At 49.4% G+C, this 23,615-nt stretch carries 21 protein-coding genes; 15 read left to right on the forward strand and 6 right to left on the reverse strand.

Going from position 1 to position 23,615, the window contains the following annotated elements; genetic code table 11:
- Positions 1-52 precede the first annotated feature (52 nt).
- From ACG1BZ_RS11275 to ACG1BZ_RS11295, 5 genes are all read right to left on the reverse strand, one after another.
- Positions 53-1,057, reverse strand: a complete 1,005-nt coding sequence (locus tag ACG1BZ_RS11275; protein ID WP_413665720.1) for an ArsJ-associated glyceraldehyde-3-phosphate dehydrogenase — start codon at positions 1,055-1,057, stop codon at positions 53-55.
- 84 nt (positions 1,058-1,141) lie between these two features.
- Positions 1,142-1,486 carry a metalloregulator ArsR/SmtB family transcription factor gene (locus tag ACG1BZ_RS11280; protein WP_282932732.1) on the reverse strand — a complete coding sequence of 115 codons (345 nt, stop codon included), beginning with the start codon at positions 1,484-1,486 and terminating at the stop codon, positions 1,142-1,144.
- Positions 1,483-1,911 (reverse strand): arsenate reductase ArsC, encoded by a 429-nt coding sequence (locus ACG1BZ_RS11285; protein WP_413665721.1) that lies wholly within the window; start codon positions 1,909-1,911, stop codon positions 1,483-1,485. The genes ACG1BZ_RS11280 and ACG1BZ_RS11285 overlap by 4 nt, the downstream gene beginning before the upstream one ends.
- 98 nt (positions 1,912-2,009) lie before the next feature.
- Complete coding sequence (gene xthA, locus ACG1BZ_RS11290; RefSeq protein WP_413665722.1) at positions 2,010-2,825, reverse strand: exodeoxyribonuclease III; 816 nt, start codon at positions 2,823-2,825, stop codon at positions 2,010-2,012.
- A gap of 91 nt (positions 2,826-2,916) precedes the next feature.
- Complete coding sequence (locus ACG1BZ_RS11295) at positions 2,917-5,016, reverse strand: carboxy terminal-processing peptidase (protein ID WP_413665723.1); 2,100 nt, start codon at positions 5,014-5,016, stop codon at positions 2,917-2,919.
- Positions 5,017-5,561: 545 nt separating this feature from the next.
- Between ACG1BZ_RS11295 and ACG1BZ_RS11300 the strand changes: the two genes are divergently transcribed.
- The 4 genes from ACG1BZ_RS11300 (at position 5,562) to ACG1BZ_RS11315 (ending at position 8,503) form a co-directional block, all read left to right on the forward strand.
- A complete protein-coding gene (locus tag ACG1BZ_RS11300; protein ID WP_413665724.1) occupies positions 5,562-6,143 on the forward strand; it encodes a TetR/AcrR family transcriptional regulator in 582 nt (193 codons plus the stop codon).
- Between the two features lie 334 nt (positions 6,144-6,477).
- A complete protein-coding gene (locus tag ACG1BZ_RS11305) occupies positions 6,478-7,044 on the forward strand; it encodes a carboxymuconolactone decarboxylase family protein (protein ID WP_413665725.1) in 567 nt (188 codons plus the stop codon).
- Positions 7,045-7,184: 140 nt separating this feature from the next.
- Complete coding sequence (locus ACG1BZ_RS11310) at positions 7,185-7,919, forward strand: SDR family oxidoreductase (RefSeq protein WP_413665726.1); 735 nt, start codon at positions 7,185-7,187, stop codon at positions 7,917-7,919.
- Between the two features lie 26 nt (positions 7,920-7,945).
- On the forward strand, positions 7,946-8,503 hold the full coding sequence (locus tag ACG1BZ_RS11315) for a thioredoxin family protein (protein ID WP_413665727.1): 558 nt from the start codon (positions 7,946-7,948) through the stop codon (positions 8,501-8,503).
- A gap of 165 nt (positions 8,504-8,668) precedes the next feature.
- On the opposite strand, the gene ACG1BZ_RS11320 is transcribed toward ACG1BZ_RS11315, so the two are convergent.
- Positions 8,669-9,205, reverse strand: a complete 537-nt coding sequence (locus ACG1BZ_RS11320) for a lipocalin family protein (protein ID WP_413665728.1) — start codon at positions 9,203-9,205, stop codon at positions 8,669-8,671.
- A 217-nt stretch (positions 9,206-9,422) separates the two neighbouring features.
- On the opposite strand from ACG1BZ_RS11320, the gene ACG1BZ_RS11325 reads away from it, so the two are divergent.
- The 11 genes from ACG1BZ_RS11325 to ACG1BZ_RS11375 all read left to right on the forward strand — a co-directional run bounded on the left by ACG1BZ_RS11325 (position 9,423) and on the right by ACG1BZ_RS11375 (position 23,380).
- Positions 9,423-10,682, forward strand: coding sequence for an FAD-dependent oxidoreductase (locus tag ACG1BZ_RS11325; RefSeq protein WP_413665729.1), 1,260 nt, complete (start codon positions 9,423-9,425; stop codon positions 10,680-10,682).
- A gap of 253 nt (positions 10,683-10,935) precedes the next feature.
- On the forward strand, positions 10,936-12,105 hold the full coding sequence (locus ACG1BZ_RS11330) for a Gfo/Idh/MocA family protein (RefSeq protein WP_413665730.1): 1,170 nt from the start codon (positions 10,936-10,938) through the stop codon (positions 12,103-12,105).
- A gap of 198 nt (positions 12,106-12,303) precedes the next feature.
- Positions 12,304-13,365, forward strand: a complete 1,062-nt coding sequence (locus ACG1BZ_RS11335; protein ID WP_413665731.1) for a sugar phosphate isomerase/epimerase family protein — start codon at positions 12,304-12,306, stop codon at positions 13,363-13,365.
- Between the two features lie 56 nt (positions 13,366-13,421).
- Positions 13,422-14,744, forward strand: a complete 1,323-nt coding sequence (locus ACG1BZ_RS11340) for an MFS transporter (RefSeq protein ID WP_413665732.1) — start codon at positions 13,422-13,424, stop codon at positions 14,742-14,744.
- A gap of 56 nt (positions 14,745-14,800) precedes the next feature.
- Complete coding sequence (locus tag ACG1BZ_RS11345; protein WP_413665733.1) at positions 14,801-15,808, forward strand: LacI family DNA-binding transcriptional regulator; 1,008 nt, start codon at positions 14,801-14,803, stop codon at positions 15,806-15,808.
- A 67-nt stretch (positions 15,809-15,875) separates the two neighbouring features.
- On the forward strand, positions 15,876-16,589 hold the full coding sequence (locus tag ACG1BZ_RS11350; RefSeq protein WP_413665734.1) for a DUF1080 domain-containing protein: 714 nt from the start codon (positions 15,876-15,878) through the stop codon (positions 16,587-16,589).
- A 3-nt stretch (positions 16,590-16,592) separates the two neighbouring features.
- Positions 16,593-16,811 (forward strand): twin-arginine translocase TatA/TatE family subunit, encoded by a 219-nt coding sequence (locus tag ACG1BZ_RS11355; protein WP_108733294.1) that lies wholly within the window; start codon positions 16,593-16,595, stop codon positions 16,809-16,811.
- On the forward strand, positions 16,808-17,695 hold the full coding sequence (locus ACG1BZ_RS11360) for a sugar phosphate isomerase/epimerase family protein (protein WP_413665735.1): 888 nt from the start codon (positions 16,808-16,810) through the stop codon (positions 17,693-17,695). The genes ACG1BZ_RS11355 and ACG1BZ_RS11360 overlap by 4 nt, the downstream gene beginning before the upstream one ends.
- Before the next feature lie 275 nt (positions 17,696-17,970).
- Positions 17,971-19,767 (forward strand): GMC oxidoreductase, encoded by a 1,797-nt coding sequence (locus tag ACG1BZ_RS11365; RefSeq protein WP_413665736.1) that lies wholly within the window; start codon positions 17,971-17,973, stop codon positions 19,765-19,767.
- Between the two features lies 1 nt (position 19,768).
- Positions 19,769-20,464: a gluconate 2-dehydrogenase subunit 3 family protein gene (locus ACG1BZ_RS11370; RefSeq protein WP_413665737.1), complete on the forward strand. Its 696-nt coding sequence runs from the start codon at positions 19,769-19,771 to the stop codon at positions 20,462-20,464.
- 159 nt (positions 20,465-20,623) lie between these two features.
- Positions 20,624-23,380: a TonB-dependent receptor gene (locus tag ACG1BZ_RS11375; RefSeq protein WP_413665738.1), complete on the forward strand. Its 2,757-nt coding sequence runs from the start codon at positions 20,624-20,626 to the stop codon at positions 23,378-23,380.
- Positions 23,381-23,615: the final 235 nt, after the last annotated feature.

Raw genomic sequence — 23,615 nt, forward strand, 5'->3', positions numbered from 1 at the left:
CCCCTCAGGTGCAGTGTGTTCTTTCCTTCCGGCCCCGTTGTACTTTGGCTGTTTAGCCCATGGTGCCAATCATTCGAGCCAATTCCGCCGTGCGGTTGGCGTAACCCCATTCATTGTCATACCAGGCGTAAACTTTTACCTGGGTGCCGTTAACGACCATGGTCGATAGAGCATCGATAATGCTCGATCTGGGGTCGGTTTTGTAATCCACGGAGACGAGGGGCCTTTCCTCATAGCCGAGGATATCTTTTAGTTCACCCTCTGCAGCGTCCTTAAATAACTGGTTTACTGCCTCTGGGGTAGTGGCGGTTTCCACTTCGAAAACACAATCGGTAATGGATGCGTTGGCGAGGGGAACACGAACTGCGTGGCCGTTTAGGCGGCCGGACAACTCTGGAAAGATGGTGGCAATAGCTGTAGCTGAACCTGTTGTTGTGGGAATCAGGCTGGCACCACAAGCGCGGGCTCTGCGCAGATCTCCATGGGGTGCGTCGAGGATAGTCTGGGTATTGGTGATATCGTGAATAGTGGTGATTGAACCGTGACGAATGCCCAGGTTTTCGTGAATAACCTTTACTACCGGAGCAAGGCAGTTAGTCGTACAGGAAGCGGCGGTAATAATCTGGTGTTTGTCCGGCTGGTATATATGTTGATTCACTCCAAGGACAATGTTCGGTACTCCAGCCTCTTTTACTGGTGCAGAGACCAACACCTTCTTTACCCCTTGATCCAGGTAGGGTTGAAGAAGTTCGGTAGTTTTCATTTTACCGGAGGCCTCTACCACCAGATCACAGTCTTTCCAATTGGTCTCTGCAATAGCGGTATTGCGGCTACAGGTTATTGTTTTGCCATCAACCTGAATTGTGTCATCAACGGCTTTCGCCTCTCTGTGCCAGCGTCCGTGTACAGAGTCAAAGTTAAGAAGGTGGGCGAGAGTGGCTGCATCACCGGCAGGGTCATTAACCTGGACAAACTCAACTTCAGGCCAATCCCAGGCAGCGCGCAGTACCAGCCGGCCAATTCGGCCAAATCCATTGATCCCAATTTTGATGGTCATTGTTAATTTCGCTCCATTTCTGCCAGGCACATATGAAAAATCATATATATCTGGATAGTTTAAATCTTAGGTCGGCAGGCGGTATCAGCAGCACAGACTTGTGCGCTCTGGCCGGTCTCCCATTTGAATCAGGTTGTTGAGGTCTTCGGTAATAAAGTGCTGGTTCGCCTGTAAGGTGTCGAACAGTACAGACTTTGCCCAGGCATTTAAGTCCGGGTTGATTCGGTAAAACACCCACTGCCCCTGGCGGCGGTCTTGGAGCAGGTCTGAACTTCTCAGCAAGGCGAGGTGCCTGGAAATTTTCGGCTGGCTCAATTCGAGGGCTGCCGTTAGCTCGCATACGCAAAGCTCTTCCTCGTGAGCAATAAGGAGCAATGTGCGTAGCCGTGTATCATCGGCCAGGCATTTGTAAAACTGTACTGGGTTCATGCCGCTCTTTTTCGTAAATCCGCCTCGGCTTGGGCCAAGACCAGTAGTTTGATGCGAGTGCTCAATTCACGTGCCGTGGTGTAAAAAGGGCAAAAGCAGTGTCGCTTTGTCGGTTCCTTAAAATTCCAGGCAATCATCTTGTCAACTTTTGGGGAGGGTACGTATTCTTCCCGGCTTTTGTCGCAAAGTGTGATGACCAGGTCAAAAGGTTGGTCAGCTATATCTTCTACAACTTTGGGAATGAGTCCCTCTGTTGAAACCCCCAGTCGCTCCAGCGCTTGCAGAGCGCGTGGGTCCACTGTATGGACATTGGTTCCGGCGCCAACGGCTTCGTACGAGTTGCCTCCAAAATGCCGCAACAGTGCCTCAGCCATCAGAGAGCGGGCAGAGTCCCCGGCGCAAACAAACAGAACACGCCTTTTCATTGGAGGGCTCCATTTGGCTTTTTAACAATTATATATGGAAAACCATATATTCATAGCCTTAAAAATAGCCCGCTGAACCAGCGGGCTATAACCTGTGCTTAGAGCTTAAACTCGGCCCATACAGGCGCGTGGTCTGATGGGCGTTCCATAGCCCGAATATCGTAGTCCACGCCAGTCCCGACACATTTTTCCAGAAGAGGGTTGGTGGCTAGAATCAAGTCGATACGCAGGCCGCGTCTGGGCTCGCGATCGAACCCACGGCTGCGGTAGTCGAACCAGCTGAATACATCGTCTGTTTCTGGGTTTTGTGCGCGGAAAGTGTCGGTGAGCCCCCAGCCTTCAATTTTTTGAAGCCACTCGCGCTCTTCTGGAAGGAAGCTGCATTTTCCATCGCGCAGCCAGCGCTTGCGATTGGGTTCACCAATACCAATATCCTGGTCGCTGGGTGAAATATTCATATCGCCGATAACCAATACAGGCGCTTCCGGCTTACATGTGGTTTGCAGGTAGGTATCCAGGTCGGCGTAATACTTTTGCTTTGCCGGAAATTTAACCGGGTGCTCGCGATTTTCACCTTGCGGAAAATAGCCATTGATAACCGTGAGAGGCTCAGGACCACCGATATCAAATTTTCCGGCAACCATACGGCGCTGGGCGTCGCTGGCATCGGTTGGGAAACCGTATTCGCGATCAATAAAGGGCAGGCGTGAGAGCAGGGCAACGCCGTAGTGTGTTTTTTGGCCAAAATAAATCAGCTCATAGCCCAGGTCTTTTATCGCATCTACTGGAAAATCTTCGTCGGTGACTTTGGTTTCCTGTAGGCCGATGATATCGGGCTGATGGTTGTCTACCAGGGCCTGCATCTGGTGCAGGCGAGTGCGAATACTATTGACGTTAAAGGAAACAACCTTCATCTCTTCCCCCAAAATAAAAAAGGTCGGGCTAGCCCGACCTAAGAGTTAGTTCGCGGACCGGGCGCACGCCGCGCCCAGTGCCTATCAGTATTTAGAAGTTAGCAACTTGGGGCGGGGCCTTGCTGGCCTTATCGGCCAGGCCGATAAAGTCCGCCATTATATAGCCCGCTTCATTCAAAATTGGATCTTTTTCCAACTTGATCTCTACAGGACCACCAATGTTGGCCACCTCTTCAGATTCGCTTTCTTCGTATGCCTCAAAGTTCTCGTAGGGTTCAAGGCCTTTAGCTTTGCGGCGACGGTTTTCCATATCCAGCAATCGCTGATTAACGGACTTGCGCTCATTCTCTCTAGTTGATTCGTTGAGAGAGACATACTTCTTGTCAGCCCGCTCGGCGTCGAACTTGAACTGATCGCGCAGGAAAACAAAATCTGGATCTGTTTCCGTGCGCTTGTTGTGCTTGGTAATCAAGTTCGGGATCAGCATCTTCAAGTTGAAATACTTCGCATGAGGCACAGCGTGGATACGGTCCCAGGGTAGGGCAGTATCGTAAGCACTTTCACCGACATTTTCGGCATCAATCAACTGTGGCATATCGATGTCTGGCTTCACACCCGCGTGCTGTGTGCTGTCTCCGGAAACCCGGTAGAACTTGGACTGGGTAATTTTCAACTGGCCTTCCTTCAGGGGAGCCATAGTTTGCACAGTACCCTTACCAAAGGATTGGTTACCCACTACCAGGCCTCGGTTGTAATCCTGGATTGCACCGGCAAAAATCTCGGATGCTGAGGCCGACAAGCGATTAATCAATACCATCAGCGGCCCGCGATACATGGCGCGGGAGCGCGAGCGGTTGTGGCGGGAAATCTGCTCATTGGCATGGCGGATCTGCACAACAGGGCCCTGATCAATAAACAGGTCTGTGAGCATGGTGGCTTCTTGCAGTGAACCACCGCCATTGTTGCGAAGATCCAGAATAATACCGTCAACCTTCTCCTCTTTAAGTTCACTCAGCAGACGGGCAACGTCTCGCGTGGTGCTCTTATAGTTGGGGTCTCTGCGGCGATAGGCATCGAAGTCGATATAGAAGGTCGGCAGGTTGATCACACCGATCTTGTAATTCTTGCTGCCATCAGAGAACTCAAACACTGCCTTCTTGGCCGCCTGATCTTCGAGCTTCACTTTGCTGCGCTTGATCAAGATAGTCTTGTGAGTGCCGTCACCACCCGTGGGAATGGTCTCCAGGCGAACATAGGTACCGGCCTTGCCGCGAATCAAGTCGACAACATCATCCAGGCGCCAGCCTACGACATCGACCATTTCGCCTTCTTTATCCTGGCCAACACCCACGATTTTATCGTTGGGCTTGATCTTGCCAGTGCGATCGGCTGGACCACCGTGTACCAGGCGAGCAACTTTGGTGTATTCCTCGTCTGCCTGCAGCACAGCACCGATACCCTCCAAGGAGAGGGACATGCTCATATTAAAGTTTTCCAATGAGCGCGGTGACAGGTAGTTGCTGTGTGGATCGTAGAGACGAGTCAGTGAGTTCATATAGAGCTCAAATACGTCGTCGCTCTTCTGTTGTTCGAGGCGCTTCTTTTGGCCTTTGTAACGGCGCACAAGAAGGTCTTGGATTTCCTCATCGGTTTTACCGGTAAGGCGCAGATTCAGGATGCTGCTCTTTAAGCGCTTACGCCAAAGCTCATCTGCAGCGCTGATCGAGTTGGGCCACTGGCTTTCCTCCCGATCCAGCTCAAGGGTCTCTTCCCGAGAAAAGTCATAGGCGGGCAGGCCTTTCTCTAGTTGGGATAGGATATTATCTAGCCGATCCCCCATACGCAGGCGGAAGCGGTTGTAGATACTGAACCCAGCGGTGACATCACCAGCGCGAAGCTGGTCATCCATCTCCGCTTCCCACGCGCGGAATTCGTCGATATCAGAGGCGAGGAAATAACTTTTAGTGGGGTCGAGTGCATCGATATACTCGTTCCACAAGTTCTCGGACATTTCGTCGCCGATTTTGATTTTGTTGTAGTGCAGCATTTCAAGCTTGCTGACTATCTCTTGTGCAGTACCACCTTGACCCTCTTCGGGGGCTATTCGCTCTGGCTCTGCCAGAACACTTGTGGAAAGAAGGCCAATGACCAAGAAGCCGGAAAAGTAAGCGGCGATCCGATTGGTAAGCATAGGGAGTCTCTTTATACGTCCTACTTCATAGGCGTCCGGCCCTTATGGCTCGGCGACCTATAGCTTAGGACAAGTATAAAGGCTGAAAGCTCCAAAGGGCATGAAATACCTCTAATCAGAGATGGATCTTTTTCTTTAACACTGTATTTAGCAAAATAGCTTTCCTATTGAGTGTAAAATTGAGGCATTTTTTCTCGTTTTGAAGGCTTGAGTATGTATGGTCATCATAACTATTGTGTAACTGCAACTGTAAAAAAGCGTTAAAAATAAGCAATTTGACTAATAGGTCAGAACCACTTTGATGACTTTGAAGGCTTTTAGGGTCATGAAGTTGCACCAGTTACCACTTTATTAATTCGAGTGAGCGCTCCTCGGCTAGAAGTGTTGCTCCAATAATCACTGTGACCGCAAAAATGGTGTTTTGATTTCGGAGCAATAGGCGAATATCGGGCGAGTGCCAGTATCTGTATCTGCGAATCGTGTTTTTACCACTTGGTCCAAACAGTGGTAACATGGCCAGTAGATTTGTTTGAGGTGAGGTGCTTATGCCTTGGGAGAAAAGTTTCGATGTCGATAGCGCAGTTGATAAAGCGACGGAAGCCTTTTGGAAAAAAGGCTTTGAAGCGACTTCTCTGGCCGACCTGCTCAAAGCTACTGGGCTGACTAAAGGGAGCTTTTATAATGCCTTTGGCAGTAAGAAGCAGCTTTTTACCCTGAGTTTACTCAAGTATGAGAGAGAGCAGCGGCGCGACGTAATGGCCCGGCTTGAGTCGTTGGAAGATCCTATCGGCGCTATCAGTCAGCTTTTCGACTCCCTAATTGAACAAAGCCTTGCAGATCCGGAAAAGAAGGGCTGCTTTTTGGTTAATACGGCACTCGATATGCCTAACCTGGATAGCGATATTGGGGATGCTGTAAAAAAGGGCTTGCGGGATACTGAGTCATTTTTTGCAAGGCAGGTTCGCCTGGGGATAGAGAAAGGTGTGATATCTGATCGAGTAGACCCGGAAGTCTGCGCCAATAGTTTACTAACTCTGTTAGTCGGCTTGCGAGTGTTGGCACGTGGAGTTTTTAATAAGGAAAGCCTCTCCAGAATTAAGGTACAGGCATTAGACTTGCTGCGTTGACCTGATCTTTCTCTGGCGTTGAAAGCTCTTCGTAGGGCCTTGGCGCCGTCCTCTCGGTTGCCAGGGCTGCACTGTGATTTCCCTCTCCTGACCTCCATTGATCCTTCCTGTCAATTTTGCATTGGATAGGGCTTCATATTTTTTCTGTTCATCCTCAGTAGGCATTAATGCATAGCAAATAGTTATATAAATCATCTTTACCGATCGGTACAAATTCATTAGCATTGTTTGTGGCAATCGGTACATACAGTTTACAGGGGTGTCTCCCCATATTTTTTAACCAGGTTTGGACCGATCGCTACAAACAAGTGAAACTACTTAGTTAGGAAATATGATGGCTACTTTCAAGACTCACACGATTGAATCCGCTCCTGTTGCTGCTCAGCCTCTTCTTGCAGGCGCTAAGAAATCGATGGGCTTTGTGCCCAATCTATTCGCAACTATGTCAGAGGCCCCCGCATTACTTGAGGGTTATATGACCTTGGCGGGAATTTTCGATAAAACCAACCTTTCCGAGACAGAGCGCCAAATCATCTTAATGACAAACAACCGCCTGAACGGGTGTCGTTACTGTATGGCTGCTCACACATCCATTTCCCAAATGGCCGGTGTTGAAGCGGAAATAATTGAATCATTGCGTAGTAACACACCGATTGCAGATGAAAAGCTTGAGGCATTACGTACATTTTCTGCGGTAGTGAATGAAAGCCGTGGCTGGCCGACGGAGGAACAAGTTAGCGCTTTCCTTGCTGCTGGCTACACGCAGCAGAGCGTACTGGAAGTGGTTCTAGGTACCGCTTTAAAAGTTATGTCGAATTATACAAATCACATTGCCGAGACCGCCCTGGATAGTGCCTTTGCAGTTAATGAGTGGACTCCCGAAGGAGAGACAGTGGCCTGATTTCTGGCCTGGGCTTGATTGGCCATCCAGCCCTCACTGAGGAGACATGGGGTGGCCATCAACAATTCGTAGCGGAGCCCGCAACTGTGTTGCGAATCGAAATTTGAATTTATTCGACTTAAGTAACTGAGGTATACGAAATGACTCTTCAAGCTAGTAATATCACTGCATTAATCACAGGGGCAAATCGAGGTATTGGCAAGGCCATTACAGAGGGGCTGTTGGATGCGGGCGCGGTTAAAGTGTATACCGCTGTTCGCGACCTAGCCTCGGTGAGGCAGCTCGCTCAAAAGTATGGTGAAAGGGTCGTCCCCATTGAATTTGATCTTTCACGTGAAGAAACCATTCAAAACGCTGTAAAGGTTGCCGGTGATGTCAATCTGGTTGTCTCTAATGCGGGCGTAGTGAAGCTATCGACACCCTTGGACGATGATGCTGTGGAGAGCTTCAAGTATCAAATGGAGGGCAATGTTTACCCACTGATAAACCTGGCCAATGCGTTTGGCCCTGTTTTGAAATCTAATGGTGGGGGTGTCTTTGTCCAAATGAACTCACTGGCATCTATCAAAAATTTTCTCCCATTTACTGGTTACTCCGGCTCAAAGGCGGCTGCCTATGCAGTAACTCAGGGTTTGAGGGAGGCCTGGGTCGAGCAGGGGACTCAAGTTATCAGTGTTATTGCTGGTCCAATCAAGACGGATATGGCCGACTCCGCAGGCATGGGAGAGGGAGCCCCTCCAGCGAGCATCGTATTCGATGGCATTATGAAGGCACTAACAACGGGTGATTTTTTTGTTTATCCAGATGAGATGGCTCGAGAGGTCGCAAAAATTTACGCTCCCTTTGCCAAGAGCGTACTTGAGATCGAAAGCTAACTTAGAACCCAAGAGAGGATCGGGCAATGTTACTAGATACACCAGTATGTGATTTCGGATGGAAAGCCCCAGACTTTACCTTGAAAGACCCTGACGGCAAGAGCTTTCGAATGTCGGACCATCTGGGAGGCAAGGGGTTGTTGATTGCATTTATCTGCAATCACTGCCCCTATGTTCAGGCGATTGCAAATCGTTTAGCTGAGGATGTGCGAGAGCTACAAGGGCTGGGCATTAATGTTCTGGCCGTTATGTCAAACGATTATCGCGATTACCAAATCGACAGTCCTCCTTATATGGCGAAGTTTGCCCGAGACCATGGGTTTACTTTCCCCTATTTGGTTGATGAAGATCAGTCCGTAGGGAGAGCTTACCAGGCGGTATGTACACCGGACTTCTTCGGGCTGAATAAGGATGGAGAGCTCCAATATCGAGGCCGCATCGATGATGCGGGAATGGGAAATCCGGCTGGCCGAACCAGGGAACTGGTCAATGCAATGAAGTTGATCGCAGAGACTGGGGCAGGGCCGGAAAAGCAGCTGCCAAGTATGGGGTGCTCTATTAAATGGAGTGGTAACTATAACTGATATGGGTTGCTAGCTGACAGGAATGCTCTGGCGAACATAAAGCACACAAAATATAAGAAAACACATTAATATAATGAGCTAACCTATTGATTATAAAGAATTAATAAAAAGTTAATGTGGTTTGTTAAGTGGCGGGTGCCAGAAGTGTGACACCCGCTTTCTTATTTACTCAGTAAGCTGGCGGGTCATGATGATGTGGTCAATGTTATAACCATGCTTTGTAACTGCCAGGTCTAGTAGATAGTCTGTAATAGCTTCATCCAGCTGGGGAGTGCGGCTTAACAGGTAGAGGCTGGAGCGGTCCGGATCACCAACGAGTGACCACTGATAGCCAGGATCTAGCTCTAGTATCCAGTAGTCGCCGGCAGCTTTACCCTCAAAGAAGGTGATAGCGAGTTTGCTGTTCGTCTCGTCAATGGGGACTCCAGTGCCCTGAACACTGATCGGGAACCCATATTTTGGGTGTAAGATTCGACAAAAATTGAAAACGCTGATAGATCCATCATCATTGAGGCCGTAGTCCGCTGTTACCGCAGTACAAGCTGGCTGGAAAATTTGCGGTAGCCGGGCAATCTCATACCACTTGCCGAGATACTGATTCACATCGACATAGGGAACCGTTTCCAGTTCATCATCTGCCAGAACGGCCTGGGTACTGAGTGCAAACAGTACAATTCCTATACCTCTCAATAAGCTCTTCATTTCCTTGCTCCTTGTGTTCGCAGTTTTTTAGGCCGCCAGCTTCATAGCTGAGCGACAATCTCTTTACGGGGATATAACTGGAACGGATTAATCAGGTTCTGTGTTTAATCTGAATTTCAAAAAAGTGTCACCTAGGTGAATGAGCTGAGGTCTTAGAAGTTGACAGAAGTCCAGCCTTTGCTAAGTGGTGATAGATAGGATTTGTTTGAGGCTGACCATGGCTAAAACGGTAGACGTAGACGTCCTGGTATTAGGGGGCGGAATTCAAGCGATTTCATTGTTGCGAGAGCTATCAACAGATTTTTCTGTGCTGGCAATAGACCAGGGGTTAGACGATGCTGAGTCGTTACACTTTCATGGTTATTTCTCCTCAGGCTGGAATGCGGCACACCCAAGTGCGGCAAAGGCTTACTTAAAGGCCGCACAGTTTTGGCGCACACAACTGGAGAGCGATGGTGTTGATAGCCACATAACAGATTTCTATGCCGCGCTTCCCCGAGAATTTTTAGATACTGTCGAGCCCAACTGGATTGCGGCGGGTATTCCAGTGGAAGAGGTTCCGATACCAGCTCCACTGGTAACAACTAGCTTGCCATCGCATCAGTGCTTTCGATTTGCTGATGACCTTATGTTTGACGGCGCTGAAGCCTATCGTCGTTTTAGTGCTCCTGTTAGCGAGAAGTTGGTGAAAGGGAGTATCCGAAAATTCGACAAAGATAGTGGTGGCGTGACTGAGGTCTCTGCCGATATCGGTGGTAGTTCCCACCAAATAAAACCCCAGTTGGTTCTCTCAGCATGCGGGGCGGGCAATGCAGCAATACTCGAAAGTCTTGGAGTGCCAGCTCAAGGTGTGCGGGATAGTCAAGTTGTTCGGCCCCTACATATGTTGCTGGCTAAGGGGGCTAATACCCCTCCAATCTCAGCCTTCCTGATGGACATGGTAGTGGCATATCACCCGCTGGAAAGTGGAGAGGGACTTTGGATACTCACCCTCAATCCAGAGCACCCCAGATTTCGCTCTGGTGTGGTTGACATGAGGGTGGCTCCACCCATAGAGAGGGCGTTAATCCGGGATACCCTGGATAGATTGGCAAATTGTATGACCGGGTTTGAGGATTGGGCAGCCGGCTGCCATTGGGGTGTTTACGCAGGTTGGAAAACTGACGCTCCAGGGCCGGATGGGGATGCTCTTGTGCAGTTAAACTATCCGCGTCCATACCACATCCACAGCTTTGATATAGCCAATTTCTTGGCGGTTTGGCCGAATCACTGGGGTCTCGCCGTGGAAGCTGCAAAGGAGGCCGGGAAATGGGTTCGCTCAAAAGCTAGGCCTCGGCATCCCCAATCTGAAGCGACAGGTAGCTTGCTGTCACTGTCAGTTGGTCATCAAGCTATTTGTAATAAATGGCAAAGCGACGAGCTGAAGTGGCACTCTTGGGCTGAGTTTGTCCAGAAAATGGGCCTGCCAATCAGGTGATTTGCTTAGTATTTCAGCGTCGAGCTATCAGTCTATGAGTCCAATAAGGCGATATTAACAACGTATTTCGCTTGCAAAGACATTTTTTTTCTGTATCTTAAATTGAAATGTAACCGGTTACATTCTGTTTCAAAAGGTGGAGTGCTACGAAAACCGCGATCTGGAAACAGCGTGTCCGCTTACAAGACACGGAAATAAAAATAAATAGGCTGTTTATTCAGCTGGTTCTTTGAGTGGCCCGAGGGGATGGGGTTTGGTTAAAAAAATAAGAATGGGCATGGTTGGTGGTGGAGAGGGTGCTTTTATTGGTGCAATCCATCGGATGGCAGCAGCTCTCGATGGTGAGATAGAGCTAGTCGCCGGCTGCTTTAGTGGCGATTCCGAACGCAGTCGTAAAACTGGTGAAAAGCTGGGGCTACACCCGGACCGGATTTACCAAAGCTATCAACAGATGTTCCAAGAGGAATCCCGTCGCAGCGCTGATGATCGAGTTGAATTTGTATCTGTAGTAACTCCCAACCATCTCCATTTACCCGTTTCTATTGCTGCGTTGCGGGCGGGATTCCATGTCCTCTCCGACAAGCCAGCCGCCTCCACTTTGGAAGAAACACTTGAGCTTAAAAAGGAAGTGGAGCAAAGCGGGCATCTTTATGGTTTGACCCACACTTATGCTGCTTACCCTCTGGTTATGCAAGCGAGAGCAATCCTGGGCAGGAGAGAGTTGGGGTCTATTCGACGAGTTACCGTTGCCTATCCGCAGGGATGGCTGGCACTAGCCGGTGATTCCACGGGAAGTAAGCAGGCGAGTTGGCGAACAGATCCCGCACGTTCGGGAGAAAGTGGCTGCTTTGCGGATATAGGCACCCATGCTCATCATCTGGTGGAGTTTCTTACTGGCCAGCATATCTCTGAAGTCTGCGCAGACGTGCAAGCGGTAGTTGATGAAAGAGCGTTGGATGATGACGGTGCAGCGCTATTTAAATTAGATCAGGGCGCCCGAGGAACACTTACAGCCAGTCAAGTCTGTGGAGGAGAGGGGAACAACCTGAATATCAGCGTTTACTGTGAAGACGGTTCGCTGTTTTGGGAGCAGGAAGCCCCAAACCAATTGCAAGTAAAGCGCAGGGGGCAGCCTGTGGCGATTTGGAAAGCCGGTGCGGATTGTGAGTATCTGGATGGAGACGTCAGGTCTTTCTGCCGGACACCTCAAGGACACCCGGAGGGTTATATAGAGGCCTTCGCCAATATCTATCGCGATTTTGCTGGTCAAGTCCGAGGCCGCCGCGAGGGGGTAGTTTCGAAGAACAGTCCTGCCGTTGGCAACATTGATGCAGGTGTTCGCGCGATGGCATTTGTCCGCGGTGTGCTGGAGAGCAGTCGCGCAAAATCCTCATGGGTTTCCCTGGCGCCTTATTGGAAGTGAGCGGCTAGGTCCAACTTCACAGAATTTAGGTATCTCTGGCAGGGTGGGCGTCCGGCAGCTAGTACGGCACAGGGAGGTGCCGGTGTCGGCCTGCGGCCAGTTACCTTTTGAAGAGTTTTCTCAAAAGGTGCAAACCAATCGCTTGGAAAGGGTTGGTTGCAGAATTAATAAGTACAGCAGTAAAAAGGATAACAATAAATGAAGGCACCCAGAATTCAGGGGCCCGGAATTTTTCTCGCCCAGTTTCTCCCATCGAGCGAACAGCCAGCTTCGCTTGAATCTATGGCTCGTTGGGCATCAGACCTGGGGTACAAAGGCATCCAGGTTCCCACTTGGGACAAGCGGATTTTCGATCTTGAGCTGGCCAGTAAAAGCCAAGCTTACTGTGATGATGTACTGGGAATCTGTGAGGAGGCTGGGGTACAGATTTCTGAGTTGTCTACGCACTTGCAGGGGCAGTTGGTCGCAGCTCACCCAGCCTATAAGGAAATGCTGGATATTTTTTCTCCGGAGGAAGTACGCGGAAACTTGCAAGCCCGTGCAGAGTGGGCGAGCAATCAGTTAGTTCTTGCAGCCCGGGCTAGTGCCAACCTGAAGCTCAAATCCCATGCAACTTTCTCCGGCGCTTTACTCTGGCACACTTTTTATCCATGGCCCCAGCGCCCAGCGATGTTGGTTGAAGAAGGTTTTCGCGAACTGGCCCGTTTGTGGCGTCCGATATTGGATGCGTTTGACAGCGCGGGGGTCGATGTCTGCTATGAGCTGCACCCTGGTGAAGACCTGCATGATGGCTTGACCTTCGAGCGGTTTCTTTACGAGGTGGAAGATCACCCTAGAGCCAACATCTTGTATGACCCGAGCCATTTGCTCTTACAGCAAATGGATTACCTGGCCTTTATCGATATCTATCACGAGCGAATCAAGGCTTTCCATGTGAAAGATGCGGAGTTTCATCCGAGTGGAAGGGCTGGAGTATACGGCGGTTACGCCCCCTGGATTGACCGCCCCGGTCGCTTTCGCTCCCTGGGGGATGGTCAGGTAGATTTTCGTGGGATTTTTAGCCGACTGACCCAGTACGGTTACGATCGCTGGGCGGTATTGGAATGGGAGTGTTGCATTAAGGATCAACAGCAGGGGGCCAGCGAGGGTGCGCCATTTATTCGAGAGCACCTGATAACCGTGGCTGACAAAGCTTTTGATGATTTTGCCGGTGCTGAAACAGATCGCGCTCGAAATCGTAGGATTTTAGGGCTGGACTAGTTTTTGCCAATCCCAGTGAACAACGAATAACAATAAATCATGCGGAGACTGGATAGATGAGTACACAGACAAAGGCTTTGCACAGGAACGTCTTCCTGGTGGGAAATCTGTCAATCTTTATGATTGGCCTTGGGTTTGCTGTGAGGGCTTCGATCGCCGGCAACTTACAGTCGGATATTTATGATCATATTGATCTTGCCAACTCCACCGCAATGCTTGGAGAAGCGCTTGGATTTACCTTTACGGGGTTTGCCCTAACCCTGCTATTTGGCAGCGCATTGGTAGACTTGGTCGGGATCAAACGGATGTTAATGCTCTCATCAATAGGCTACGTGTTGGGCAGCCTGCTTATTATTGCAGCATCCTTGGTAACCCCCGGGGAGGGCGTTGAGAACTTGGTTCTTGCGGGGCTGTTACTTACCGGTTTGGGCTGGGGGGCAGTGGAGGCCGCCAGCAACCCAATGGTTGCAGCGGTTGATCCTGAAAATAAAACTCAGCGGCTAAATGTACTACATGCCTGGTGGCCTGCCGGGATTGTGGTGGGCGGATTACTTGGGTTAGCCATTTCTGCGCTTGAACTTCCCTGGCAGTTGAACCTGATTGTTTTGGCCCTACCGGCTGTGGTCATGGCGTGGCTTGTGTCCAGAACAGAATTCCCGGTAACTGAACGGGTTTCCTCTGGCATCAGTTATGGCGAGATGTTTAAAGAAGTTTTCAGGCAGCCGATGTTTATCGTGCTATGGATCTGTATGTGGCTAACCGCTGCAACAGAGCTGGCTCCAGGGCAGTGGGTTGACCTGACGCTCTCTCGAGTAGTCGGTATGAAGGGCATTCTCATTCTGGTTTATGTCAGCATGTTGATGTTTGTAATGCGCCACTTTGCCGGACGGCTGGCCAAAAAACTCTCTCCCATTGGACTCTTGTGGCTCAGTAGTTTACTTGCAGCTGTTGGCCTCTATTGCTTAGGAATGGCGAGAACTCCGGTAACTGCATTCTTAGCGGCAACAGTTTGGGGCATCGGTGTCTGCTATATGTGGCCTACCATGCTCGCTACGGTATCCGAGCGTTTTGTACGCGGCGGCGCACTGTTTTTGGGGCTGCTGGGGTTTGCTGGGGGAATGTCTATTCAGTTCGTACTGCCGAAACTTGGAGAAATTTTCGACAACGCCAAGATTGAGGCTGCCGGTGGTTTGGAAGCCTTTGAAAAGTTAACGGGCGATGAGCTGGACACTGTGTTGGCGACTGCCTCTATCGAATCATTCCAGTCACTGGCCGTGGTTCCCCTTATCTTGCTGCCGATTTTTGCGTTTATCTGGTTTTGGGATCGCAGGCAGGCAGCGAGCAAAGTGCAAGGTGTCACTGTAGTAGGCAACCAGTAGGCGTTTTCCATTTGTGCGAAAATAGTCGACTACTAACAACAAAGTAACGGAAAAGTATGTCAAACATTCGCGAAGTTGCACGTCGCTCCGGTGTTTCCGTCGCGACCGTGTCCAGAGCCCTGAAAGACCCGCAAATGGTTTCTCCGCGGACCAGGGAACGTGTGCTGAAGGCGGTGGAAGAGGCCGGTTATCGGCCCAATATGTTGGCGAGAAACTTTAGTTCCGGTAAGTCATTTGCAGTGATGGTTCTGGTCCCAAATATTGCCAATCCTTTTTTTTCCAAAGTTATCCGAGGGATAGAAAAGGCAGCTCAAGACCAGGGTTACTCCGTTTTACTGGGAGATACCAAGGGCGAACCAGCTCATGAGCAGTTCTATGCGGGAATGGCACTGACGAATCAGGCAGATGGCCTTATTCAACTGGATAGCCGCTATCCATTTGCAGAGAAAGATGCAGCTTTAGCCGCGTCGATTCCAATGGTAAATGCGTGTGAGCGCATTGCTGAAGACGACCGCTATCCGGTTGTTGAACTGGATAATTCCGGCGCGGCGCAAGCCATGGCTCGCCATTTGATTGAGCTGGGTCACCGCCGGATCGGCATAGTGACCGGCCCGCTTAACAGTCCGATTGTGCGTGATCGCCTGGCCGGTTTTGAGGAGGAGATGCAACGGCACGGTCTTGAATTGAATTCTGACCTGGTTGTAAACGGAGAATTCACTATGCCGTCTGGTGCGGAGGGTGCAAAAAAACTGCTCTCTTTAGCCAGTGCGCCTACCGCCATTTTTTGTATGAATGATGAAATGGCTATTGGTGCTGTTCATCAAGCGAAGGAAATGGGTTTGCATGTGCCTGCGGATGTGTCGGTGGCGGGCTTCGATAATATTGAGTTTTCGCAATTTACGGACCCGCCCCTGACAACAATTGACCAGCCCGCAGAGAAGCTGGGCAGATATGCGATGGAAACCTTGCGCCGCATTATTGATGGAAAACCGTTAAAAGCGAGCCGAACTATTTTGCCCTTTGATTTAGTGGCAAGGGGAAGTACGGCTCGCTATCAGGATTAATAAAGTGCGGATGTAAAACCATCGCGGCAAACTGATTAGATAAACACCAATTCATGTGGAGATAACAATGATGAAAAAATTCACTGAGACAAAATTTTGCACGTCTTTACTGGCTTCTGCAGCACTGCTAGTCACATTGGGGGGTTGTGAACGGATGCCGGAAAAGTCCGGTATACAAGCGGATAAGGACTGGAGGCATTTATTCGACGGTAAAACGTTGCAGGGTTGGACCGGTGCCAATGGCTCCCATGTAGGAGAGGCCTGGCAGGTCGTTGATGGCAACCTGGTGCTCACTGCTGGTGGAGCGGGGGATATCGTCACTGCAGATAAGTTTTCTGATTTTGAGCTGGAACTGGAGTGGAAGATATCTGAAGGCGGAAACAGCGGCATTATTTATCGGGTAGCTGGTGGCAATGCACCAGTCTGGATGTCAGGTATGGAATACCAGGTACTGGATAACAGTGCTTTTCCCGAACTGGAAAAACTGAGCCACAGCGCGGGATCAGTCTTCGACTTGTATGCACCCAGCGAGGATGAGGTAAAGCCGGCAGGAGAATTCAATAAAACGCGTATTCGAGTGGAGAATGGTCGGGTTGAACATTGGCTGAATGGAAGCATGATTGTCAGCTATGAACTTTGGTCTGAAGATTGGGATACACGTCTTGCCAACAGTAAGTTTTCCTCTTACCCCGATTTTGCCCGTAGTGAGAGCGGCTTTATTGCTTTACAAGACCACGGCGACAAAGTGTGGTACCGCAATATCAGAATTCGGGAGCTGTAAATCATGGGTATTTCAGGCGTGGGTATTTGGCAGGTACTTATTGTTCTTGTGTTAGCGGTTCTACTTTTTGGTAGTGGCAAGATCCGCCGTCTGGGAGAAGACCTTGGAGGAGCGATTAGTGGTTTCCGCCGCTCATTGCATCAAAGCGATAAGGATGGCACTAGAGAAGATTCCCCAGGTAACTTGTCTGGCAATCTACTCCAAGCTGGGGAGCGGGAATGAAGCGTAGAACTTTGCTACAGGTTGGTACCGGCTTGGCTGCAGCTGCTTTTGCCGCACCCTTGTTTGGCAATAGTGGGCGAATCATTACCAATACCCCAGGTGGCCCTGTGAAAATTTCCCTGGCCCAATGGTCCCTGCACCGGCAATTGCGAAGTGGCACTCTCAAGGTATTGGATTTTCCTATTAAGGCAAGAAAGGCATTTGCAATTGACGCGGTAGAGTATGTCAATCAATTTTTTGCCGATAAGGCCAGGGATCAGAATTTTCTTTCAGAGTTGAAAGTGCGTGCAATAGATCACGGGGTTAAAAGCCTTTTGATTATGGTTGATGCAGAAGGTGATCTTGGCAACCCAAATGCTAGCGAAAGACAACTAGCGGTAGAAAATCATTTCCAGTGGGTTGAAGCGGCCAAATATTTGGGTTGCCACTCTATCAGGGTAAATGCTGGCGGACAGGGCAGTAGCAGGGAGGTCAGCTCTGCTTGTAGAGATGGGCTGCGAGCTCTCTCAGAGTTTGCCTTGGATTTCGACATCAATATTGTGGTGGAGAACCACGGTGGCTATTCCTCAAGCGGACTTTGGTTATCCCAGTTATTACAGTCAGTGGATATGCCGAACTGTGGAAGCTTGCCAGACTTTGGAAACTTTGGTGACTACGACCGCTACTTGGGAGTAGAGCAGTTGATGCCCTTTGCCCGCGGAATCAGTGCAAAGAGCTTTTCATTTGATAAGCAGGGAAATGAGACCAATACGGATTTTGCCCGGATGCTGCGGATAATTCAAAAGGCGGGTTACAAGGGGCATATTGGGATTGAGTATGAAGGCGCCGGCGATGAAGACTGGGGAATCAATGCAACGAAAGAGCTTTTGCTGCGCTTGTCGTGACAGGGTGAACTATATAGTGAATAAGCAATAATTATTTGGTTAAAAATGTAACCGGTTACTTGTGTTTTTTGATCAAAATATTTAGGAATTTCTAGATTCGTTAAAAATGTTTACAAAAATTAATATTGTTGGTTAATAAAACATAAGTTAGAGATTAGATGTAACGGATAAATAAAAAATTTTGACAAAAATGTAACCGGTTACAGATTTATCTTATAAGTTAATTAAAATTAAACGAGTAAAACAAAAATAATTGATGAAGTAGGAGAGAGGCGATGCCGAATGATGACTTCGAGAAGAAAGAGTATGACGCACTGATTGTTGGATCTGGTGCTGGCGGCGGTATGGCTGCCTATGTACTAGCCACTGCAGGGCTAAAGGTTCTATTGCTGGAGGCGGGGAGATCCTATGACCCAGTCAAGGAAACCCCAATGTTTAACCTCCCAAAAGATGCACCTTTGCGTGGGGGGAGTACACCGGAAAAGCCGTTCGGTTTCTATGATGCAACGGTTGACGGAGGTTGGCAGGTACCCGGCGAACCCTACACTCAGGGCTCAAGAGAAAGAGGCCGCCGTTTTGACTGGTGGCGTGCTCGTATGCTGGGTGGCCGTACGAACCATTGGGGACGGATTTCCCTGCGAATGGGTGAGTATGATTTTAAACCCTACACAAGGGATGGACTCGGTTTTGATTGGCCGATCAGTTACAACGATCTCGCTCCCTACTACGATAAAACCGAGATGCTCATTGGTGTCTATGGCACTAACGAGGGATTAGAAAACACTCCTGACTCCTCCGAAGGAGTGCTGCTGCCACCCCCGAAGCCCCGTGCCTATGAACTTCTGGCCAAAAAAGCGTGCGATAGGCTGGGGATCCCTGTAATTCCCTCTCACCTGGCTATTCTCAGTGAGCGTCTGGATCACGAAAATATTCCGCAGAAATTATTCCCAAACAATAAATTGGCTCAGGACGTCACCCGGGAATCAATGAAATCTCGCGCAGCCTGTTTTTGGGCCACGCCCTGTGGGCGCGGTTGCTCAATTAAGGCGAATTTCCAGTCCACGACTGTACTACTGCCACCGGCATTAGCGACGGGCAACCTGGATATCATTACTGATGCCATGGTGCGTGAAGTTACCGTTGATAAAAAAGGTAAGGCAAACGGGGTTATTTATATTGATAAAGATACCCGTCAGGAAAGATTTGCTAGTGCCCGCGCTGTGGTTGTTGCAGCCAGTGCGGCTGAAACTTCGCGCATTCTCCTTAATTCTAAAAGCACTTTATTCCCCGATGGTATCGCCAATGGCAGCGGTGCGGTAGGGAAATACCTGATGGATACAGTGGGAGCTGGTATCGGCGGGCAGATTCCCGCTTTGGAAAGTATGCCTGCCCACAACGAGGACGGCGCATCGGCGATGCACATGTATATGCCCTGGTGGTTGTACAAGGAACAATTGCGTGGTGACCTGGATTTCGCCCGTGGCTACCACATTGAATTCGGCGGTGGTCGCAGTATGCCGGGCGCAGGTGCCTTCGGCGGTATGGGTGATTTTACCAGTGGTGCTTATGGCAAAGACTTGAAAGAAGCCTGCCGGCGTTACTACGGCTCCTTTGTGTGGTTTGACGGTCGCGGGGAGATGATTCCCAACGAGGACAGCTACTGTGAAATTGATAAGGACCAGGTAGACCAATGGGGCATCCCGGTGTTGAAGTTCCATTGGAAATGGAGTGACCAGGAATTGAACCAGGCCGCTCACATGCACAAAACCTTTGCTGAAATCATTGAAGGTATGGGCGGTAAGGTCACCTCTACCGTGCAAACCGACGGTGCCAAGGCAATTATCAACGGCGGTGCGATTATTCACGAAGTCGGCACCGCGCGCATGGGCTCAAATCCGAATGATTCCGTGCTCAATCCTTACTGCCAGTCCTGGGAAGTACCGAATCTCTTCCTTACTGACGGCGCACCCTTTGTTTCCAATGCTGATAAGAATCCAACCCTGACCATTATGGCGCTGGCCTGGCGCACCTGCGACTACATCGTGGACCAGTTCAAGAAGAGGAATATCTGATATGAGCGAGGAAAAAACCAATCTGGGTCGGCGCAACGCCCTGCGTTTGATTGCTACCACCGCTGCTGCAGTTCCAGTCATTGGCTGTTCTGAGAAAGTAGCGCAAAAAGTTGTAGTGAAAGAGGAGGTGCCAGCGGCTGAACCGGTAGTAAAGAACCTGGACGCCCCGAAGCAGACTCTTGCCAGGGGCACGCCGACAGACCCGGATCTCCTTAATCCCGTTGTGCCTTGGGAGATGCAGCTTGAAATGGGTGAGTTAGCGGTATTGGCAGCACTTTGCGACGTTATTATTCCCGCAGATGAAACTTCTCCGAGTGCCTCTTCAGTAGGGGCCCATCACTACATCAACGAATATGTCAGCGCCCCATATTCCAATAATAAAGCGGATCTTGTCACGATTCGGGGAGGGGTTGTTTGGCTGGAGGGTGAGTCCAAGCGCAGATTTGGAGGTTCCTTTGTCGATCTGAATGAACCTCAAAAAGTAGCCATCTGTGAGGATATCAAGTGGACTCGCACGGCGAAGCCTGAGTTCCAGGCTGGTGCTCGTTTCTTTGCCAAAGTTCGAGTTCTCGTGTCCACCGCTTTCTATACCACCGAGGAAGGTATGGCGGATATTGGTTATGTGGGTAACCGACCAATGGCGAGTTTCCCTGGAGCACCCCCTGAAGTTCTCAAGCGACTTGGCTTGGATAGCTAAAAACGCTTTTTGCTTTAGCGCTATACGCACATATAAAAATATCGAGACAGAATTGGATCGATAAGAGTAGGGCATATTCCGGTGGCCCGGCAAATGATATGTCGGGCTTTTAGGGTGAACGGAAAGCTAGAAAAAAATAATAAAAGAGAAATTTGAGCAATGAGAGAGATACCCTTAAATACAAATCGCCAGCTAGATCTATTGAAGACGTCTGTAAGTGTTCTAGTGTTGTGCAGTGTTGTCGGTATGGCAAATGCCCAGAGCACCAGTGAATCTGATACAGAGAATCTGGTGCTAGAGGAAGTAGAGGTATTGGGTATTCGCCGGAGCATGGAGAAAAATCTCGATGTAAAGCGTTTTTCCAATGCGGTAGTAGACTCAATCACCGCTGAAGATATGGGTAAATTCCCCGATAAGAATGTTGCAGACTCTTTGCAGAGGGTTCCGGGAGTATCCATCGTTCGAAGCGGCGGCGAGGGTGCCGAGGTAAGTATCCGAGGAACTGCACCTGAGCTCACTTTTACCCAGCTAAATGGAAACTATATAGCCACTCCCGGCGATGATCCATCCCGATCATTTTCCTACGCATTGTTACCTTCAGCGATGATCTCCCGAGCGGATGTGTACAAAAGTCCAGAAGCAAAACTGGATGAAGGTGGGATAGGTGGTACTGTAATTTTACACACCCGCAAGCCACTGGACCTGGATTCCGGGGAGGGCATGTTATCCATTGAGAGTACTTATGCTGATGTTACTGAGGAGTACGAACCTCAGTACACCGGTTTTTACTCATGGAAAAATGATCAGGAAAACTTTGGCGTATTGTTTGGATACTCAAAGCAGGATCGTCAGAACCGGGTAATTAGCACCTCGGTAGAAAACTGGGGTTGGCAGGGAGATGAGTCCCCCCAGGCTGGCGTAGAGGCCAGGGGGCCGATGATAGATATTGACGGTAATGAATACCGGGATTTCTATGCGCCGCGAGCCGTTGTCGGTAGTGTATTGGAAGAGGAACGGACCCGGGATGGCATGCAGCTAAGTGCCCAATGGCGTCCGGTAGAACAGCTGGAATTTGGTGTCAATTATTTCCGCTTTGAGCTAGGCGGCAACTCAGAGAATTATCGTATCGTATTTCCTGAGTGGAACTACGGGGATGCAATAGCGCCGGGCAGTCTCAAGTTTGATGAAGATGGTGATACTCTTCTCGGTATTGGTATGCTCGATCGGAGCCAGGCAGAGCTACAGTCTCCACAGGTAGCTGGTGACTACACACGAGCGGAATATGTTTCGGACACGCTGGATTTCAATATCAGTTACGAGGGAGATGGGTATAGTGCTCGGTTGGTAGTCGGTAATACCAGTGCAGAGGGCGGCCCCTCTGAGAAATTGTTTGCATCAGTCAATTCCCGTTATGGCACTGCAACTGATTGGAGCTGGGATCTCAGCAGTGGTACTGCCGAAATTGATACCAGTGCAGATCTGGGAGATCCCAATACTTATCCTTTATATGACTGGTTCTCATCCCATTGGACCAGCAGCGAGGACGAGGAGAGTTACTACCAGCTGGACGTTTCCATCGATATGGATTATGCCTGGCTTACCTCCCTGGATGTTGGGGTTAAGTATCGGGACCACGAGATAAACCGCCGCATCACCAAACAATCCTGGGATGATGATAATCCCCCTTGTCCTACGATTAACTGGGGTGATGTTGATGGAGCTTGTTACCCCTGGTGGCCAAGCGATTCATTCCACACTGACCCCGATGGCGTGCCCGACACGATCGATATCCTTTCAAACGGCCCTCTCGATAATATTATCGGCGGTGTGAATGTGCCAAATTTCGCTTATCTGGAGTTTGATAAGTTAAAAGAGTTTCTATACGCAACCTATGGTGACCCTACGGTAATCGTCGAGAAAAATCAGGTTTACCGGGTTGGTGAGGAAATTACGGCTGCTTATGTACAGCAGAATTTTGCCTCGGCAGTCCTGCGCGGAAACTTTGGTATTCGAGCAGTCCAGACCAAGCAGTATGCGAGCACCTACGACAATATTGATGGGGTGTTACAGGACGAACCCAATATTCGTGACAGCAGCAATACTGATATTTTACCTAGTGCTAATATCGCTTGGGATATCTCCGATGAACTGGTTATGCGCGCAGCTCTCGCTAGAGTCGTAGCGAGAGTGGAATACGATAATCTCGGTGGTTCTGAAGTGATCCACGCTCCTTTGCCCGGCTCAACAGTCAGTCAAGGGTATGCAGGCAACTCTGAATTGGAGCCTTATAAAGCTGATCAGTTTGATTTGGGGCTGGAGTGGTATTTCGATGATGCCTCTGCTGCAGGACTGACCTTGTTCAGAAAAGATATTGCTTCGTTTGTAATCAACGGCAGTTCTATGGTGACAAGGGATATCGATGGTGTTACCCGGGCAGTGTCTATGTCTATGCCGGTCAATGGCACTGATGCTACCGCACAAGGTGTAGAACTGTTTGTTCAGTATGCCTTTGATAATGGCTTTGGAGTCTATGCAAACTATACCTTCACAGATACGGAGCTAGCTGAGATTGACTCTGAAGGTATCAAAACCAAAACAGAAATTGCCGGCACTTCAAAGGACCAGTACAACCTATCCCTTTACTATGAAAATATCGACTTTAGCATTCGCGCTTCTTACAATTATCGCAGTGACTATGCAGACGGATTCCACAATGGCATGAACACTTTCACTGATGAATACGATCAGTTGGATGTTAATGCATCTTATCGCTTGATGGATAACCTGACGTTGACCGCCTCAATAATCAACCTTACCGAAGAGAAGGTGGATAGATATTGGGGTGAGGAAAACAGGGTCTGGGGCTCCTCATATTCAGGCCGACGAGCTTATATGGGGCTGACATATAGTTTCTAACCTCATTGCTACCCAGTCACGCGGACACAGGGATGTGTCCGCACCTTTCTGAAAATTTTTAATTTCATATCAGCGTACTCAGTTTAGGCGCAATTGAGTATTTTATTAGCTCTCATATATCAATTCGATCTAGGAAATGTGTGCATTTTATACTAGTACTCAAGTGGAGGAGTAATTTAAAGTAGTTTGAATGGAGGGATTTGTCATGTTTAAAGTATATATAGAAGACGCAACA

Source organism: Microbulbifer sp. CNSA002 (assembly GCF_047324085.1).
Taxonomy (GTDB): Bacteria; Pseudomonadota; Gammaproteobacteria; order Pseudomonadales; family Cellvibrionaceae; genus Microbulbifer.

What these genes read in the sequence shown, in the direction of transcription:
- ACG1BZ_RS11275 (WP_413665720.1), bottom strand. Translation starts at nt 1,057, where the DNA reads ATGACCATCAAAATTGGGATCAATGGATTTGGCCGAATTGGCCGGCTG.
- ACG1BZ_RS11280 (WP_282932732.1), bottom strand. Translation starts at nt 1,486, where the DNA reads ATGAACCCAGTACAGTTTTACAAATGCCTGGCCGATGATACACGGCTA.
- ACG1BZ_RS11285 (WP_413665721.1), bottom strand. Translation starts at nt 1,911, where the DNA reads ATGAAAAGGCGTGTTCTGTTTGTTTGCGCCGGGGACTCTGCCCGCTCT.
- xthA (WP_413665722.1), bottom strand. Translation starts at nt 2,825, where the DNA reads ATGAAGGTTGTTTCCTTTAACGTCAATAGTATTCGCACTCGCCTGCAC.
- ACG1BZ_RS11295 (WP_413665723.1), bottom strand. Translation starts at nt 5,016, where the DNA reads ATGCTTACCAATCGGATCGCCGCTTACTTTTCCGGCTTCTTGGTCATT.
- ACG1BZ_RS11300 (WP_413665724.1), top strand. Translation starts at nt 5,562, where the DNA reads ATGCCTTGGGAGAAAAGTTTCGATGTCGATAGCGCAGTTGATAAAGCG.
- ACG1BZ_RS11305 (WP_413665725.1), top strand. Translation starts at nt 6,478, where the DNA reads ATGGCTACTTTCAAGACTCACACGATTGAATCCGCTCCTGTTGCTGCT.
- ACG1BZ_RS11310 (WP_413665726.1), top strand. Translation starts at nt 7,185, where the DNA reads ATGACTCTTCAAGCTAGTAATATCACTGCATTAATCACAGGGGCAAAT.
- ACG1BZ_RS11315 (WP_413665727.1), top strand. Translation starts at nt 7,946, where the DNA reads ATGTTACTAGATACACCAGTATGTGATTTCGGATGGAAAGCCCCAGAC.
- ACG1BZ_RS11320 (WP_413665728.1), bottom strand. Translation starts at nt 9,205, where the DNA reads ATGAAGAGCTTATTGAGAGGTATAGGAATTGTACTGTTTGCACTCAGT.
- ACG1BZ_RS11325 (WP_413665729.1), top strand. Translation starts at nt 9,423, where the DNA reads ATGGCTAAAACGGTAGACGTAGACGTCCTGGTATTAGGGGGCGGAATT.
- ACG1BZ_RS11335 (WP_413665731.1), top strand. Translation starts at nt 12,304, where the DNA reads ATGAAGGCACCCAGAATTCAGGGGCCCGGAATTTTTCTCGCCCAGTTT.
- ACG1BZ_RS11340 (WP_413665732.1), top strand. Translation starts at nt 13,422, where the DNA reads ATGAGTACACAGACAAAGGCTTTGCACAGGAACGTCTTCCTGGTGGGA.
- ACG1BZ_RS11345 (WP_413665733.1), top strand. Translation starts at nt 14,801, where the DNA reads ATGTCAAACATTCGCGAAGTTGCACGTCGCTCCGGTGTTTCCGTCGCG.
- ACG1BZ_RS11350 (WP_413665734.1), top strand. Translation starts at nt 15,876, where the DNA reads ATGATGAAAAAATTCACTGAGACAAAATTTTGCACGTCTTTACTGGCT.
- ACG1BZ_RS11355 (WP_108733294.1), top strand. Translation starts at nt 16,593, where the DNA reads ATGGGTATTTCAGGCGTGGGTATTTGGCAGGTACTTATTGTTCTTGTG.
- ACG1BZ_RS11360 (WP_413665735.1), top strand. Translation starts at nt 16,808, where the DNA reads ATGAAGCGTAGAACTTTGCTACAGGTTGGTACCGGCTTGGCTGCAGCT.
- ACG1BZ_RS11365 (WP_413665736.1), top strand. Translation starts at nt 17,971, where the DNA reads ATGCCGAATGATGACTTCGAGAAGAAAGAGTATGACGCACTGATTGTT.
- ACG1BZ_RS11370 (WP_413665737.1), top strand. Translation starts at nt 19,769, where the DNA reads ATGAGCGAGGAAAAAACCAATCTGGGTCGGCGCAACGCCCTGCGTTTG.
- ACG1BZ_RS11375 (WP_413665738.1), top strand. Translation starts at nt 20,624, where the DNA reads ATGAGAGAGATACCCTTAAATACAAATCGCCAGCTAGATCTATTGAAG.